This is a genomic window from Thiococcus pfennigii, from assembly GCF_016583835.1.
Taxonomy (GTDB): Bacteria; Pseudomonadota; Gammaproteobacteria; order Chromatiales; family Chromatiaceae; genus Thiococcus; species Thiococcus pfennigii.
Genome location: NZ_NRRW01000069.1, coordinates 1 through 15,742 on the forward strand (window position 1 = coordinate 1; position 15,742 = coordinate 15,742).

Here is a 15,742-nt window from a genome sequence, read left to right on the forward strand (position 1 = left end):
GGCGCGCGGCGCTCGCCGGCGACGGCGCGCCGCTACGCCCGGGGGGCGCTGACGGGCCCGATCCCGCCGGGCCGACGCCAGAGGCGGTTCGGGCGGCGGCCCGGGAGGCGTTGGCAGGGCTCGTCGCCGAGCGGGTGTTCGGCGGCGACCCGTCGCGCTGGCTCGCCGAGGTCGGCGACCGCGCGGGTCTCGCGGCCTGGGGCCGGCGGGGTGCGACGCCGGCAGCGCGCCTGATCGGGTGGCTCCTGGCGACGGGGCAGGGCGGGCTCGGCCGTTGCACCGTCGCGCCGCTCACGCCCGGGGTGCTCGCCGCGCGGCTCGCCCAAGCCGGGGATGGGGGCGCGGCGGCGCCGACCTGGGCCGGCCGGCCGTACGAGACGAGCCCCTTGACCCGGAACCTCGCCGAGCCGCTCATCGCCGACCTGGTCGCGGTCTTCGGCAACGGCCTGGTCAGCCGCCTTGCCGCCCAACTCGTCGAGGTGGCGCGGTTGGTGGCCCCGGTGCTCGGGGACGATGGGGCTGGCGAGGTCGCGGAGGAGGCGACGCCCGAGCTTGCCCGCGACCCGGGGGCGGGCCTCGGCCTGGTCGAGGCGGCGCGCGGGTTGCTCGCGCACCGGGTCGTGTTGGCCGGCGAGCAGGTCGTCGACTACGCTATCCTCTCGCCAACCGATTGGAACTTTCACCCGCTGGGGGTCGTCGCCCAGGGCCTGGCCGCCCTTTGCGAGGAGGCCGGCGCCATCGCCGAGCCCCTCGCGCGGCTCTTCGTCATCGCCGTCGATCCCTGCGTCGCCTTCGATCTGGCGCGCCGCGCCCACCCGGGCGCGCCGCCGTTCACCGTCCCGCTCAGCGAGGAACCCTGAACCATGTGTCTCGCGATCCCAGCCCGGATTACCGCCATCGCCCCGTCCGGCCAGGAGGCCACGGTCACCCTCGGCGACGTCGCCAAGGTCGTCTCGTTGGCCCTCGTGGACGATGTCGCCGTCGGCGACTATGTGCTGCTCCACGTCGGCTATGCGCTGAGCAAGGTCAGCGCCGAGGAGGCCGAGCGGACCCTCGCGCTGATGGTCGAGGCCGGCCTGATGGAGGCGCCCCCGTCGGCGGCCCCCTCGCCGACGGACGCGCGATGAGGTACATCGACGAGTTTCGCGACCAGGCCGTCGCGCGCGGCCTGGCCGAGGCCATTGCCGCGGCCGTCGAGCCGGGGCGCGAGTACCGGCTGATGGAGTTCTGCGGCGGGCACACCCACGCGATCTTTCGCTACGGGGTGCCCGACCTGATGCCGGCCAACCTGCGCTTCGTCCATGGCCCGGGCTGTCCGGTCTGCGTGCTGCCGATCGCCCGCCTCGACCAGGCGATCGCCCTCGCCGAGCGCCACCGCGTGACCCTGTGCACCTACGGCGACCTGATGCGCGTCCCGGCGAGCGGCGGGCGCAGCCTGCTGACCGCCAAGGCGGGCGGCGCCGACGTGCGCCTCGTCTACTCGACCCAGGACGCCCTGGCGCTGGCGCGTCGCGAGCCCGACCGCCAGGTGGTCTTCCTCGCGATCGGCTTCGAGACGACGACGCCGCCGACCGCGGTCGCGCTGAAGGCGGCGCGCGCCGAGGGCCTGACGAACTTCTCGGTCTTCTGCAACCATGTGCTGACCCCGCCGGCCCTGCGTGCGATCCTCGCCGCCGCGGCCCCGGACGGGGTCCAGATCGACGGCATCCTCGGCCCGTCGCACGTCAGCACCGTGATCGGCAGCCGCCCCTACGCCTTCGTCCCCGAGGTCTTCGGTACGCCGCTCGTCATCGCCGGCTTCGAGCCGCTCGACGTCATGCACGCGACCCTGATGCTGGTGCGCCAGATCAACGCCGGTGAGCACCGGGTCGAGAACCAGTACACGCGGGCCGTCACCGAGGCCGGCAACGCCAAGGCCCAGGCCCTGGTGAACGAGGTCTTCACGCGCCGCGCCGCATTCGAGTGGCGCGGCCTGGGCTGGCTGCCCGACAGCGCGCTGGCGCTCGCCGAGGCCTATGCCGACCTCGATGCCGAGCGGCGTTTCCCGGTCGAGGTCGCCGCCGCCCGCGAGGTCAAGGGCTGCGACTGCCCGAGCATCCTACGCGGGGTCAAGCGGCCGACCGACTGCCGGCTGTTCGGCACCGCCTGCACGCCGCAGACCCCGCTCGGCGCCTGCATGGTCTCCTCCGAGGGGGCCTGTGCCGCCTACTGGAGCTACGGCCGTTTCCGCGCCGCCGGGAGGGCCGCCTGATGGGGGATCCGATGGGTACCGAGCGCCGCTTCTCGGCCCGCCTCGACCTCGCCGGCGGGGTCATCGAGATGAGCCACGGGGCCGGCGGCCGGGCGATGGCCCAGTTGGTCGAGGAGCTCTTCCGTCGTCACCTGGACAACCCCCTGCTCGCCCAGCAGAACGACCAGGCCCTCTTCACCCCGCCGCCCGGCCGGCTCGTCGTCAGCACCGATGGCCACGTGATCGCGCCGCTCTTCTTCCCCGGCGGCGACATCGGCTGCCTTGCCGTGCACGGCACGCTGAACGACGTCGCGATGGCCGGCGCCCGCCCGCTCTATCTGGCGGCCGGCTTCATCCTCGAGGAAGGTCTCGCGCTCGCCGACCTGGAGCGCATCGTCGCGAGCATGGCCGCGGCGGCGAACGCCGCCGGGGTGCCGATCGTCACCGGCGACACCAAGGTCGTCGAGCGCGGCAAGGGCGACGGCTGCTTCATCACGACGACCGGCATAGGCGTCGTGCCCGACGGGGTCGAGATCTCCGGGGATCGGGCGCGGCCGGGGGATGCGATCCTGGTCAGCGGGACCATCGGCGACCATGGCGTGGCCATCCTCTCGCAGCGCGAGTCCCTCGGCTTCGAGACCGAGATCGTCTCCGACACGGCGGCCCTGCACGGGCTGGTCGCGGCCATGGTCGCGGCGGTGCCCGACATCCACTGCCTGCGCGACCCGACCCGCGGCGGGCTCGCGACGACGCTCAACGAGCTGGCCCGCCAGTCCGGGGGCGGCATGCAGCTGCGCGAGGCGGCGATCCCGATCCGCCCGGCGGTCGCCGCCGCCTGCGAGCTGCTCGGGCTCGATCCCCTCTATATCGCCAACGAGGGCAAGCTGGTCGCGATCTGCCCGCCGGCGCAGGCCGAGCGGCTGCTCGCCGCGATGCGTGCCCACCCCCTCGGGGTCGAGGCCGCCTGTATCGGCGAGGTCGTCGAGGATCCGCACGGTTTCGTCCAGATGGAGACCCGCTTCGGCGGCCAGCGGATCGTCGACTGGTTGGCCGGCGACCCGCTGCCGCGGATCTGCTGACGGGCGTCGGCGACGGGCCGCCCGCCCCCGCGAAAATTGATGCCGGGGCGCTAATGTGCGATTTTAGCCGTCCGTCGCCTCCGGCATCCCATTGACCTTGCCCCGCGGGTCCGCGTCATCAGCCCAGCCCCATCAGTGCTCGTGTACCCGTCACCGTCCAGTCTCGCCCTCTTCGTTGCCGCCGCCGCCCTCTCCGTGTCGGTCTCGGCGACCGAGACGTGGCGTTGCACCGACGATCTCGCGCACGGTGGCTGGTCCTGCACGCCCGGACAGACGCTCGCGGGCGGCGATGGCGGACCGGCCGCGACCCCGACGGCGACCCCGGCCCCACCGACGCCCCGGCCCGTCACTGCGGCCTTCGTGACGCCCCGCCCGGCGGGACCCGCGCGGCCCGGGTTCAGCCCAGCCGCCTACGTCGCCGCCGATGCCGAACGCGCACCCTCGCCGGCCGACCCGACGGCGCCCGGCGACACCGAGGGGCGCCGCCCCGCGGTCCGGCTGCCCGATGCGGGGGACCGGATCAACGAGGGTTTGGCCTGGGACTTCTGCGGTCCACGTCCAACCGACCTGGGGCCGGCCGACCTGCCGACGGTCCCGGATGAGGACACGGTCCTGGTCCTCGATGCCGACGCCGCCGAGTACGACCAGTCGACGGATCGGGTGACCTTGCGCGGACGCATCGAGGCCGAGCGCGGTGCCCAGCGGGTCGAGGCCGACGAACTGGTCTACGACCGGCGCACCGGCGAGATGACGGTGACCGGCCGGGCCTTCTTCGAGCACCCCGGCGTGCGCCTCGCCGGCGAGCGGGCGGCCCTGAACATCGACCAGGAGCGGGGCACCCTGTGGGACGTGCGCTACCGCCTGTCGGGCGAGATCAACGCGCTCGGCACCGCCGAGGAGGCCGAGGTCGTCTCGCGCGACCTCACCCGCTATCGCGCGATCACCTACAGCACCTGTCCGCCCGGGCGGCGCGACTGGTCGCTCTACGCCGAGACGCTCGAGATCGATCAGGCGAGCGGCCGCGGCACGGCCCGCAACGCCTGGCTGCGGGCCGGTTCGTTGCCGGTCCTCTATGCCCCCTATCTGCGTTTCCCGATCGACAGCCGTCGCCAGAGCGGCTTTCTGGTGCCCACCGTCGGTTCCTCGACCGAGACCGGCCTCGACATCACGACCCCCTACTACCTCAACATCGCCCCGGCCCTCGACGCGACCCTCTCGCCGCGCTACATGGGCAAGCACGGCCTGTTGCTCGGTGGCGAGGTCCGCTATCTGACGCCCGACCAATACGGCGCGATCTCCGGTGAGATCCTGCCCCAGGATCAGGCACGCGACGACGAGGCGATGCGGGGTCTGCTGCGGGTGCGCCAGTCCGGCCTCTTCGGCGGACGCTGGCGCACGGCCGTGGACTTCAATCAGGTCTCGGATGACACCTATTTCGAGGACTTCGGCAATCGCCTCGAGGTCACCAGTATCCGCAACATCGAGCGGCGTGGCGACCTGACCTACCTGGGCGATGGCTGGTCCGTGCTCACGCGCCTGCAGGGCTTCCAGACGGTCGACGAGAGCGTCGCCGCCGAGGATCTTCCCTACGACAGGTTGCCGCAGGTCCTCTTCCAGATGGATCCGTTGCGCTTTTCCTCCGGGCTGGAGATCGGTGGCGACGCCGAACTCGTCCACTTCGATCACCCGGTCAACGTCGACGGCCAGCGTGTCGCCGTGGCGCCCTACGCGCGCTGGCCGCTGCGCCGCGCCTTCGGCCATCTGATCCCCGAGGCCCGCTTCTACGGCGCGAGCTATCGTCTGAGCGCTCAAGAGGCCGGGCTCTCGGCCAGCCCCTCGTATGCGATCCCGAGCTTCAGTCTCGACGGGCAGCTGGTCTTCGAGCGGACCGTGGACTGGCTCGGTGCGTCGGCGATGCAGACGATCGAGCCGCGGCTCTTCTACCTCTTCACTCCCTACGAGGATCAGAGCGAGCACCCGGTGTTCGACACCAACGAGCTCGATTTCAGCTATTCGAGCCTGTTCCGCGAGAATCGCTTCACCGGTCGCGACCGCATCGGCGACGCCAACCAGCTCACCGTTGGCCTGACGACGCGGACCATCGCCGAGCGGACCGGCGACGAGCTGTTACGGTTGAGTCTCGGGCAGATCCTCTATTTCCACGACCCCGAGGTCCAGCTCGGCGACGAGACGGAGGACGATCGCAGCTCGGCGATCGCCGGCGAACTCGCCGCGCGCCTCACGCGCAGCCTCTCGGCGCGGGCGAGTTTCCAGTGGGATCCGGATCCCAGCGCGGAGGCCGCCCACTGGGAGCGGCGGGCCTTGCAGCTGCGCTATCGGGCCGCTGACGATCGCCTGATCAACGCCGGCTACCTCTACAATGTCGGGACCTCGGAGGAGACCCGCTACGAGGACACGGACCTCTCCTTCCGCTGGCCGCTCGGCACCGAGGTCGACTTGGTCGGACGCTGGCTCTACTCGCTCCTCTACGAGGAGACGATGGAGTCCATCGCCGGCATCGAGTACGGTCGCTGCTGCTGGCGCCTGCGCCTGGTCGGGCGGCACTACAAGAACAGCCCCGAGAGCGACGGCAACACCTCCGTCATGGTCCAGCTCGAGCTGGCCGGGCTCGGCAGCTTCGGCAATACGATCGACTCGCTCCTCGCACGGAGTATCCATGGTTATGAACCGAATTAGCCTCAGTGGGCTGCCCACTGGGCCGATGTGGGCGCGGCGCGGGCCTCTGCTGCTCCTCTGGTTGGTGGCGCTGCTGTTGCCGGGCCTCGCCGTGGCCGCCACCGAACTCGATGCGATCGTCGCCGTCGTCAACGATGACGTCATCGTCGCCAGCGAACTGCGCAAGGAGATCGACCTGGTCGTCCCGCAGATGGAGCAGCGCGGCACCCCGGTCCCGCCGCCCGATGCGCTCGAGCGCCAGGTCCTCGACCGCCTGATCCTGAAACGCCTCCAGTTGCAGCGGGCCGAGGCGCTCGGGATCCAGGTCGACGAGGCCATGCTCGAGCGGGCGCTGGAGAGCATCGCGACCCGCAACGGCTTGACCCTCGACGAGCTGCGCCAAGCCCTCGAGGCCGGCGGGGTGAACTTCGAGGACTTCCGCGAGGACACGCGGATGCAGATTCTTACCTCGCAGCTCCAGAACCAGGAGGTCGTCAAGAACATCCAGGTCACCGACCAGGAGGTCGATCGCTTCCTCGAGAAGGAGTCGAGCCGCCTGATCGAGCGCACGGCCGTGCGGCTCCAACACATCCTGATCGCGGTGCCCGAGGGGGCCGACGAGGCCGAGGTGGAGCGCGCCCGTCAGCGCGCGCAGACCCTGGTGGCGCGCCTGCGCGGCGGGGCCGATTTCGCCCGGGTCGCCGCGGAGAGCTCCGACGGCCGGCAGGCGTTGGAGGGCGGGGACCTCGGCTGGTTCGAGATGGCCGCGGTGCCGAGCCTGGTCTCGGAGCTCGCCTTCACGATGGCCGAGGGCGAGATCAGCGACCCGCTGCGCAGCCCGAGCGGCTTCCACATCATCCGGATGGCCGAGATCCGCGGCAGCGGGCCGCAGCTCGTAACCCAGACCCAAGTCCGCCACATCCTCATCCGGACCAATGAGCTCGTCGCCGATGCCGACGCCCGGCGGCGGCTCGAGCAACTGCGGATGCGCATCGTCGGCGGCGAGGATTTCGCGACCCTGGCCCGGGCCAATTCCGACGACACGGGTTCGGCGTTGCGTGGCGGCGACCTGGGCTGGTTGAGTCCGGGCGACACGGTCAGCGAGTTCGAGACGCAGATGGCCACCCTGGCCGCGGGCGAGGTCAGCCAGCCGTTCCGGACGGCGTTCGGCTGGCACCTGGTCCAGGTCCTGGAGCGGCGCGAGCAGGATACGACCGACGAGGTGATGCGCAACAAGGCGCGCGAGGCGATTCGGCAACGCAAGGCGACCGAGGAGATCGATCTATGGCTCCAGCGCCTGCGCGCCGAGGCCTACGTCGACATCCGGCTCGACCGGCTGGCGCGCGAGTAGCGTCGCTTAGGCGATTTCTGTCAACAAACCTACCGTCTGGCTTGTCTTTTCGCCCGCCTTCTGTGTCGCGAGTGCACTCACATAGCTGGGCTAGGCTCCCGCGCTCGCTCCTTGAAGACAAACGACAGTCCGGCGTCATCCGGTAGGTTTGTTTCCGGCAATCGCCTTAGCGCTCGCAGATCCGCTCGCGCACCTGGAGCGCCACCGTCAGGGCATCGAGGCCGACACGGCCGTCGACGAGCGGGCGGTGGCCCTCCCGCACGCAGGCGATGAAGGCCGCGAGCTCCTCGTCGAGGGGCTTGACCGGTTCGATCCGCAGGCGCTCTCGCACGATCTCCGGGCGTTCGCCCGGGGCCGCGGGTCGGGTCTCGGCGATGTCCAGGGTCTGCTCGATGAAGTCGAGCGACAGGTAGGTCCGCGGCTGGAAGACGCGGATATGGCGCATCTTGCGGTCGGAGACGCGGCTTGCGACGACGTTGGCGACGGTACCGTCGGTGAACTCCAGGCGGGCGCTGGCGATGTCGACATGCTCGGTGAGGACCGGCGCCCCGACCGCGGCGATGTTGGCGATCTCGGCGCCGACCAGGGCCAGGATGATGTCGATATCGTGAATCATCAGGTCCGAGACGACGTCGACGTCGGTGGCCCGCTCGACGAAGCCGCCCATCCGCTGCGCCTCGATGTAGCGCGGCGTCGTGATCCGCTCGGCGAGGGCCATGATCCCGGCGTTGTAGCGCTCCAGGTGGCCGATTTGGAGGATCGCGCCGTGACGCTCGGCGAGGGCGACGATCTCGGCCCCCTCGGCGGTCGTCGCCGCGATCGGCTTCTCCAGCAGCATGTGGATGCCGCGCCGCAGGAAGGGCGCGGCGACGGCCAGGTGGGCGGTCGTCGGCACGACGATGCTGACCGCGTCGATCTCGCCGACCAGCGCCGCCGGGTCGCGATGGGCCGCGCAGCCGGCCTCGGCGGCGACCGCGCGCGCCCGCTCCAGGTCCGTGTCGACGACGCCGACCAGGCGCACGCCGGGCAGGCGCGAATAGATCAGAGCGTGGAAGCGTCCGAGATAACCGACCCCGACGACGGCGACCCGCACCTCAGCCATCGGCGCCCCCGGGTACCGCGCGCTGCTGCAAGGGCGGATGCATGCCGCTCAGCCGTCGATGGCCTTCTCGGCCTCCGTCGCCGGCGCCTGCCTGGCGATCGGGACCATCTTGCCGCCGTAGAAGAGGTTGATCTGGTAGGCGAGGGTCACCCCCATGCCCAGGACGACGAAGACGACCAGCAGCGCGAAGAGGTCGGGTTTGCGGCGATGGCGGTTCAGGGGCATGGGCGTGGGCATGGTGTCGAAGCCAGGTGGACCTTGCGTGGGGCAATTCAGCGACTCGAGGCGGAGCCGGCCGTGCCGCCGCGAATCACGGAGGGCGTTCGCGCGGCGCGGGTGCGAGGCGATGCGGTCATTATCCAGGTTTTTGCGGCCCGTGTCTGTCGGCGGCATTGACGCGATTCGCCCCCATCATCGAGGTGACGGCCGGGCGGACCCATTTGTTACCATAGCCCACCGAGCCACCATCGACCCAGCGAGATGCCAGCCATGAGCCGCCCGGACGAGACGCGTCATCAGATCCGAGTCAGCGTGCGCAGCGACTACCTCGCCGAGCAGTCCGCGCCGGCCGATGGTCGCTACGCCTTCGCCTACACGGTGACGATCGAGAACCTCGGCAGCCAGGCCGCGCGCCTGCTCGATCGACACTGGATCATCACCGACGGCGACGGCGAGGTGCAGGAGGTCCGCGGCCAGGGGGTCGTCGGCCAGCAGCCGCGGATCGCGCCGGGGGAGACCTACCGCTACACGAGCGGGGCCATCCTCGCGACCCCGGTCGGCAGCATGCAGGGCAGCTACGGGATGCTGGCCGACGACGGCACCCGGTTCGAGGCCCCGATCTCGCCCTTCTCGCTGGCCCTGCCGGCCGTCCTGCACTGAGGGCGGATCGGCCCGGCCCGTTTCGCGCGCGTTTCGATGGCGACCTACGCGTTCGGCGACATCCAGGGTTGCTACGACGAGCTGCGCCGGCTCCTCGAGCGGCTCGACTTCGACCCCCGGCATGACAAGCTCTGGTTCGCCGGCGACCTGGTCAATCGCGGCCCCGAGTCCCTCAAGGTCCTGCGCTTCGTCAAGAGCCTGGGGGCGCGCGCGGTCACGGTCCTCGGCAACCACGACCTGCACCTCCTCGCGCTGGCCACCGGACGGGGCGGGCAGCGCGATAAGGGTCACCTCGCCGAGGTCCTCGCCGCGCCGGATCGCGACGAGCTGCTCGACTGGCTGCGCCGACGCCCGCTGCTGCACCACGACGCCCGCAAGGGCTTCTCGCTGATCCATGCGGGACTGCCGCCGCAGTGGGACCTGGCCACGGCGCTCGCCTGCGCCGGCGAGGTCGAGGCGGTGCTGCGCGGCCCGGACTACGCCGAGCTGCTCGTGGCGATGTACGGCGACACCCCTCGCCTCTGGTCGCCCGGCCTGCGCGGCATCGAGCGGCTGCGCTTCATCGTCAACTGCTTCACGCGACTGCGCTACTGCGACCGCGACGGCGGCCTGATGCTCGGCGAGAAGGCGCCGCTCGGGCGGCAATCGCCGCTCGCGCTGCCCTGGTTCCAGGTGCCGGGGCGGGCGACGCGCGCCGAACGGATCCTCTTCGGTCACTGGTCGACCCTCGGCTACCGCGCCAGCGACAACGTCTGGGCGCTCGACTCGGGCTGCCTGTGGGGCGGGCGCCTGACCGCGATCCGGGTGCGGCGCAAGAAGCCCATGGTCCCGGTGCAGCTCGATTGCGTCGGCTACGCCATCCCGAACGGCGACTGAACGCCGAGCCGCCTGTCGGGTTACGGCGCGTGCTGGGTGGTTCTTTGTCGGCGACCGCCGTGCCGACGCGCCTAACCCGACTACAGGCTCACGCGCCGTTCACCGGCGCGGCTGATACGACGCGCCTCCGGGGGCTTCCGGCAGCGGCGGGAAGCGCCGCTCGGGCGGGTAGGGGAAGACGTCCTCGAGGTGATGGGCCTCGATCGCCGCCTGCCGCGCCCGCCACCAGGCCGGGTCGAGCAGGTCGCCGTGCCGCTCGCGGAAGACGCGGCGGATGCGCGGGTCGGTCAGCAGGAAGGTCGCGAACTCCTCGGGGAAGATGTCGTTCGGCCCGGCGCTGTACCAGGGCTCCTCGGCGAACTCCATCTCCGGGTACGGGGGCGGTGGGATCGCGCGGAACTGGCATTCGGTCAGGTAGCAGAGCTCGTCGTAGTCGTAGAAGACCACGCGCCCCTGGCGCGTGACGCCGAAGTTCTTGAAGAGCAGGTCGCCGGGGAAGATGTTGGCGGCCGCGAGTTCGCGGATCGCGTTGCCGTACTCGCCGATCGCGTGGCTGATGTCTTCCTCGTCGCCGCTCTGGAGGTAGAGGTTGAGCGGCGAGAGGCGCCGTTCGATGTAGAGGTGCTTGACGATGAGCTGGTCGCCGTCGATCTCGAGGCTGCCGGCGCAGTCGGCGCGCAGCATCGCGAGCAACTCGGGCGAGAAGCGCGCGAGCGGAAAGGCGACGTGGGAGTATTCCCAGGAGTCGGCCATGCGCCCGACACGGTCGTGTAGCTGCACGAGCCGGTACTTGGCCTTGACGGTGTCGCGGGTCAGCTCCTTGGGCGGCGGGAAGCGGTCCTTGATGACCTTGAAGACGAACGGAAAGGACGGCAGCGTGAAGACGCTCATGACCAACCCGCGGATGCCCGGGGCGACGACCAGGTCGTCGCTCGAGTAGCGCAGGTGCTTCAGGAAGTCGCGGTAGAACTCGGCCTTGCCGAACTTGTGCAGGCCGATCGCCGTGTAGAGCTCGGCCTTGCCCTTGCGCGGCATCAGCGGGCGCAGGAAGTCGACGATGGCGGCCGGCACCTCGGTGTCGACCATGAAATAGGCGCGCGAGAAGCTGAAGATGTTGCTGATCTCCTCCTCGCCGCTCAACAGGGCGTCGACATAGAGGCCGCGCGCCTCGTCGTTGAGAATGGCCAGCACGAACGGGATCTGGTCGGCGCCGTTGATCGCCTTGCCGACGACATAGGCCGCCTTGTTGCGGAAGAAGGGCGAGCACAGGACTGCGAGCTGGAAGTTCTGGAAGCGTGCCCGGTTCGGCGGGAAGCGCTGGCGGATCGCCCGCAGCAGGTTGCGTCGGTCGCGGCGCGGGTCGCGGAAGGGGCGGCTGAAACCCAGGTCGGCGAGGATCCGCTCGATGACCCGCCCGAAGCCGTCGCGGGCCGGATAGTAGGGCCGGAAGATCGGGATCTCGGCCTCCAGGTGCTCGGTCGAGATCAGCGGCCAGATGAAGATGTTGCGGTTGTTGTAGTAGCGGCGATCGAACAGGCGGCAGAAGAGCGAGTTGTAGAAGGTCTCGGCGAGTTCGGGCTGGTGGTGCTGCGGCAGCAGCCGTTGGTACTCGATCTTGACCTGCTGCCAGAGCGGGTCGTTCGCCTCGCGCAGCCGGAAGTCGCGACGCAGCACGGCGACGGTCTCGGTGACGCGGCGGTCGTAGAAGTCGATGCGCGCCCGCGCCGCCGCCTGCCCGGCCGGCCAGTCGGCGTCCTCGAAGCGCTGTCGCGCCCCGGCCGAGATCTCGCGGAACAGCCGGTAGTGCCGTTCGAATCCATCGAGGATCGCCTGGGCGATGCCTTTGGCCTCGAGCCATGCCATGTCGGGGACCTCTTGCGGTCGTTGGTGTTGGATGCCAGGTCGCGTATCGACCCGGGTTCGCCGCGATCGCCGCGCCGATTCCCGCGCCCAACCCGCCTATCCGATTCTAAAATACCGGCATCGACACCGCGCGAGGAACCCGCCATGACGACGAACCCTGCCATCTCCACCAGCGTCGACCCCGAGGAGGTCGCCTACTTCGAGCGGCTCGCCGACCGCTGGTGGGATGCCGACGGGCCCTTCTGGCCCTTGCATCGCCTCAACGGCTTTCGCGTCGCTTACATCCGCGAGCGCCTCGGGGGCGTCCTCGGCCAGGTCGACGACCGTGCGCGACCGCTCGCCGGGCTGCGCCTGCTCGACATCGGCTGCGGCGGCGGCATCCTCAGCGAGGCGTTGGCGCGGCTCGGGGCCGAGGTCGTCGGCATCGATGTCGCCGAGAAGAACATCCGGGTCGCGGCCCTACACGCCGAGCGGGCGGGCCTGGCGATCGACTACCGGCTCGTGACGGCCGAGGCGCTGGCCGCGAGCGGTGCGACCTTCGATGCCGTCCTCAACATGGAGGTGGTCGAGCACGTCGACGACCTGCCTGGCTTCCTCGCCGCCTGCGGGCGGCTGGTGCGCCCAGGCGGGGCCATGGTCGTCGCGACCATCAATCGCACGCCGCTGGCCTACCTGATCGCGATCCTCGGCGCCGAGCGCGTGCTGCGCTGGCTGCCGGTCGGTACCCACCACTACCGCAAGCTGGTGCGGCCGGCCGAGGTGGTCGCGGGGCTCGGCGTCGGCTTCGCCGAGCGCCACCGCATCGGCGTGCGGGTCAATCCGCTCGACCGCTCCTTCCACTACACCCGCTTCCTCTCCGTCAACTACATGATGCTCTTCCAGAAGGCGGCGGTCTGAGCCGGCGGCGGCCGGGCGACGCAAAACGTCGCAAAGCGACGCCGCAGATTGTCAGGCTTGCGGGATTCTAACTGTAGAATTTTGTTTTAAAAGGCTAAATCATGTTGGCATCGGCCGTGCATTGTTAGGGTCAACGAGCCAAGGCCGTCGGCCCAGTCTTCCAGATGCAGGCGATCGGGTGGGCCGGCTCGGGTAGCAGTCCTGACAATACCAAGACCGACGACGATAACGGGAAGCCATTCCCGCCGCCGAAGCACGCACCGCTCTCCTCGTACGTCGAGCTCGCGACCCCCGCCGCCGAAAGGCCGCGGGGGTCTCTTCGTTGGCCCCCGCGCGCACCGCCCCGGCGCGCATCGAGCTTGCGCCATCGCGCCGGCGACGGCATTAGAATGGCGACACCATGACGGCCCGACGCCCCCGGCGTTCGTCGCCCGATCGAGCCAGCCCCTCAAGTCCACGGAGACGCGACCCCATGCCGGAGGATCTCTACCAATCGGCCCTTGCCTACCACCGTGACCCGAAGCCGGGCAAGCTGGAGATCAAGGCGACCAAGCCGCTGGCCAACCAGCGCGATCTGGCCTTGGCCTACTCTCCGGGGGTGGCGGCGGCCTGCCGCGAGATCGTCCGCGATCCGCGGACGGCCTCGGACTACACGCTGCGCGGCAACCTGGTGGCGGTCATCACCAACGGCACCGCGGTGCTCGGCCTCGGCGACATCGGGGCGCTGGCGGCCAAGCCGGTCATGGAGGGCAAGGCGGTCCTGTTCAAGCAGTTCGCCGACATCGACGTCTTCGACGTCGAGGTCGATGAGCGCGATCCGCAGCGCTTCGTCGAGACGGTCGCCCGCCTGGCGCCGAGCTTCGGGGCGATCAACCTGGAGGACATCAAGGCCCCCGACTGCTTCGTCATCGAACGGGCGCTGAGGGAGCGGCTCGACATCCCGGTCCTGCACGACGACCAGCACGGCACCGCGATCGTCGTCTGTGCCGCGGTGCTCAACGGGCTGCGCGTCGTCGACAAGGACATCGCCCGGGTGCGCCTGGTCACGGCCGGCGCCGGCGCCGCGGCGCTCGCGTGCCTGAATCTGCTCGTCGAGCTCGGCCTGCCCATCGAGAACATCACGGTCACCGACATCGCCGGCGTCGTCTACCAGGGCCGCACCGAGGAGATGGACCCCTACAAGGCCCGCTTCGCCCGCGATACCAGCCAGCGTACGCTGGCCGAGGCGCTGGTGGGGGCCGACATCTTCCTCGGCCTCTCCGCCGGCGGGGTGCTCAAGGCCGAGTGGCTGGCGCCGATGGCCGCCAAGCCGTTGGTCCTGGCGCTCGCCAATCCGGTCCCCGAGATCATGCCGGACGAGGCCAAGGCCGCCCGCCCCGATGCGATCATCGCCACCGGCCGCACCGACTTTCCGAACCAGGTCAACAACGTCCTCTGCTTCCCGTTCATCTTCCGCGGGGCGCTCGACTGCGGCGCCCGCGAGATCAATGGGGCGATGAAGATCGCCTGCGTGCGGGCGATCGCCGAGCTCGCCCAGGCCGAGACGACGGACATCGTGCGCACGGCCTATGGCGGCCTGAGCCTGCGCTTCGGCCCCGACTACCTGATCCCCAAACCCTTCGACCCGCGCCTGATGGAGTACCTGGCCCCGGCGGTGGCGCGTGCTGCAATGGAGTCGGGTGTCGCTACCCGCCCGATCGAGGACCTCACCGCCTATCGGCAGAGCCTCCAGAACCGGGTCTTCCGCACCGGCCTGACGATGAAGCCGGTCTTCGACCTGGCCCGCGAGCAGGTGCGGCGCGTCGTCTACGCCGAGGGCGAGCAGGCCCGTGTGCTGGAGGTCGCCCAGCAGGCCGTAACCCAGGGGATCGCCCGGCCGATCCTGGTCGGGCGCCCGCGGGTCATCCGGGAGCGCATCGCCGAGCTCGGGCTGCGGCTGCACCCCGGTGTCGACGTCGATCTCCTCGATCCGGGCGACAACCCGAACTACGAGGCCCATTGCGAGGCCTTCTTCGCCTGCACCAAGCGGCTCGGCTACACGCCCGAGGAGGCGCGCGAGACGGTGCGCCGCGACGCCACGGCGCTGGCCGCGACCCTGCTGCGCACCGGCGAGGCGGATGCAATGATCTGCGGCACCGTCGGGCGCTATCTTCGCCACCTGCGCCATGTCGAGGAGGTCATCGGGAAGGCCCCGGGGGTGCACCGGCTGACGTCGATGAACGCCGTCGTCATGCACGCCGGTACCCTGTTCATCGCCGACACCTACGTCCAGGAGGACCCGAGCGCCGAGGACCTGGCCGAGATCACCCGGCTCTGCGCCCAGCAGGTGCGCCGCTTCGGTATCGAGCCCAAGGTGGCGCTGCTGTCGCACTCGAACTTCGGCAGCCACGACACGCCCTCGGCGGCCAAGATGCGCGATGCCCTGCGGCTGTTGCGCGGCCTGGAGCCGGAGCTCGAGGTCGAGGGCGAGATGCACGCCAACCTGGCCTTCGAGGCGAGCCTGCGCCTCGCCCGCTTTCCGGACTCGCGGCTCACCGGCCGGGCCAACCTGCTGATCATGCCCAATCAGGATGCCGCCAATATCGCCTTCAACCTGCTCCAGGTCCTCGGCGAGGGCACGGCGATCGGGCCGATCCTGCTCGGTGCCGCCAAGCCGGTGCACATCGTCACGCCGAGCGCCGGGGTGCGAGCCCTGCTCAATATGACGGCCTTGGCGGCGGTGCAGCAGCGCGCCTAGCCGGCCGCGCGGCGCGGGCGGGGAGAGTGCGGCGGGGTGTTAGGGAGGAAGG

13 protein-coding genes are annotated in these 15,742 nt (G+C 70.5%); 10 read left to right on the forward strand and 3 right to left on the reverse strand.

Annotated elements, in window-relative coordinates:
• The 6 genes from CKO41_RS16095 to CKO41_RS16120 form a co-directional block, all read left to right on the forward strand.
• A partial coding sequence (locus tag CKO41_RS16095) for a nickel-dependent hydrogenase large subunit (protein WP_200383031.1) occupies nt 1-860 on the forward strand: 860 nt, incomplete at its 5' end.
• Between the two features lie 3 nt (nt 861-863).
• Entirely contained in the window at nt 864-1,127 is a 264-nt protein-coding gene (locus CKO41_RS16100) for a HypC/HybG/HupF family hydrogenase formation chaperone (RefSeq protein ID WP_200255396.1), read from the forward strand.
• The gene (gene hypD, locus CKO41_RS16105; protein WP_200255398.1) at nt 1,124-2,251 is read left to right on the forward strand and encodes a hydrogenase formation protein HypD; all 1,128 of its coding nucleotides are present in this window, start codon (nt 1,124-1,126) and stop codon (nt 2,249-2,251) included. Before CKO41_RS16100 ends, hypD begins: the two co-directional genes overlap by 4 nt.
• An 11-nt stretch (nt 2,252-2,262) precedes the next feature.
• Entirely contained in the window at nt 2,263-3,309 is a 1,047-nt protein-coding gene (hypE, locus tag CKO41_RS16110; RefSeq protein WP_200383035.1) for a hydrogenase expression/formation protein HypE, read from the forward strand.
• Nucleotides 3,310-3,450: 141 nt separating this feature from the next.
• Entirely contained in the window at nt 3,451-6,006 is a 2,556-nt protein-coding gene (locus tag CKO41_RS19035) for an LPS-assembly protein LptD (RefSeq protein ID WP_338115605.1), read from the forward strand.
• The gene (locus tag CKO41_RS16120) at nt 5,987-7,336 is read left to right on the forward strand and encodes a peptidylprolyl isomerase (RefSeq protein ID WP_200253299.1); all 1,350 of its coding nucleotides are present in this window, start codon (nt 5,987-5,989) and stop codon (nt 7,334-7,336) included. Before CKO41_RS19035 ends, CKO41_RS16120 begins: the two co-directional genes overlap by 20 nt.
• 166 nt (nt 7,337-7,502) lie before the next feature.
• Here CKO41_RS16120 and CKO41_RS16125 read toward each other — a convergent pair whose 3' ends face one another.
• On the reverse strand, nt 7,503-8,438 hold the full coding sequence (locus CKO41_RS16125; protein WP_200253301.1) for a Gfo/Idh/MocA family protein: 936 nt from the start codon (nt 8,436-8,438) through the stop codon (nt 7,503-7,505).
• A 48-nt stretch (nt 8,439-8,486) separates the two neighbouring features.
• A complete protein-coding gene (locus tag CKO41_RS16130) occupies nt 8,487-8,675 on the reverse strand; it encodes a hypothetical protein (protein ID WP_200383037.1) in 189 nt (62 codons plus the stop codon).
• A 252-nt stretch (nt 8,676-8,927) separates the two neighbouring features.
• Here CKO41_RS16130 and apaG point away from each other — a divergent pair, with 252 nt between their 5' ends.
• Entirely contained in the window at nt 8,928-9,317 is a 390-nt protein-coding gene (gene apaG / locus CKO41_RS16135) for a Co2+/Mg2+ efflux facilitator ApaG/CorD (protein ID WP_200253303.1), read from the forward strand.
• A gap of 36 nt (nt 9,318-9,353) precedes the next feature.
• The gene (locus tag CKO41_RS16140) at nt 9,354-10,193 is read left to right on the forward strand and encodes a symmetrical bis(5'-nucleosyl)-tetraphosphatase (RefSeq protein ID WP_200383032.1); all 840 of its coding nucleotides are present in this window, start codon (nt 9,354-9,356) and stop codon (nt 10,191-10,193) included.
• 99 nt (nt 10,194-10,292) lie between these two features.
• On the opposite strand, the gene aceK is transcribed toward CKO41_RS16140, so the two are convergent.
• Nucleotides 10,293-12,056, reverse strand: coding sequence for a bifunctional isocitrate dehydrogenase kinase/phosphatase (gene aceK / locus CKO41_RS16145; protein ID WP_200383033.1), 1,764 nt, complete (start codon nt 12,054-12,056; stop codon nt 10,293-10,295).
• 144 nt (nt 12,057-12,200) lie between these two features.
• Between aceK and ubiG the strand changes: the two genes are divergently transcribed.
• Complete coding sequence (ubiG, locus tag CKO41_RS16150; protein WP_200253309.1) at nt 12,201-12,953, forward strand: bifunctional 2-polyprenyl-6-hydroxyphenol methylase/3-demethylubiquinol 3-O-methyltransferase UbiG; 753 nt, start codon at nt 12,201-12,203, stop codon at nt 12,951-12,953.
• A 472-nt stretch (nt 12,954-13,425) separates the two neighbouring features.
• The gene (locus tag CKO41_RS16155; RefSeq protein ID WP_200383034.1) at nt 13,426-15,690 is read left to right on the forward strand and encodes an NADP-dependent malic enzyme; all 2,265 of its coding nucleotides are present in this window, start codon (nt 13,426-13,428) and stop codon (nt 15,688-15,690) included.
• The last annotated feature ends 52 nt before the right edge of the window (nt 15,691-15,742 follow it).

What these genes read in the sequence shown, in the direction of transcription:
- CKO41_RS16120 (WP_200253299.1), top strand. Translation starts at nt 5,987, where the DNA reads ATGGTTATGAACCGAATTAGCCTCAGTGGGCTGCCCACTGGGCCGATG.
- apaG (WP_200253303.1), top strand. Translation starts at nt 8,928, where the DNA reads ATGAGCCGCCCGGACGAGACGCGTCATCAGATCCGAGTCAGCGTGCGC.
- ubiG (WP_200253309.1), top strand. Translation starts at nt 12,201, where the DNA reads ATGACGACGAACCCTGCCATCTCCACCAGCGTCGACCCCGAGGAGGTC.
- aceK (WP_200383033.1), bottom strand. Translation starts at nt 12,056, where the DNA reads ATGGCATGGCTCGAGGCCAAAGGCATCGCCCAGGCGATCCTCGATGGA.
- CKO41_RS16125 (WP_200253301.1), bottom strand. Translation starts at nt 8,438, where the DNA reads ATGGCTGAGGTGCGGGTCGCCGTCGTCGGGGTCGGTTATCTCGGACGC.
- CKO41_RS16100 (WP_200255396.1), top strand. Translation starts at nt 864, where the DNA reads ATGTGTCTCGCGATCCCAGCCCGGATTACCGCCATCGCCCCGTCCGGC.
- hypE (WP_200383035.1), top strand. Translation starts at nt 2,263, where the DNA reads ATGGGTACCGAGCGCCGCTTCTCGGCCCGCCTCGACCTCGCCGGCGGG.
- CKO41_RS16130 (WP_200383037.1), bottom strand. Translation starts at nt 8,675, where the DNA reads ATGCCCACGCCCATGCCCCTGAACCGCCATCGCCGCAAACCCGACCTC.
- hypD (WP_200255398.1), top strand. Translation starts at nt 1,124, where the DNA reads ATGAGGTACATCGACGAGTTTCGCGACCAGGCCGTCGCGCGCGGCCTG.
- CKO41_RS16140 (WP_200383032.1), top strand. Translation starts at nt 9,354, where the DNA reads ATGGCGACCTACGCGTTCGGCGACATCCAGGGTTGCTACGACGAGCTG.
- CKO41_RS16155 (WP_200383034.1), top strand. Translation starts at nt 13,426, where the DNA reads ATGCCGGAGGATCTCTACCAATCGGCCCTTGCCTACCACCGTGACCCG.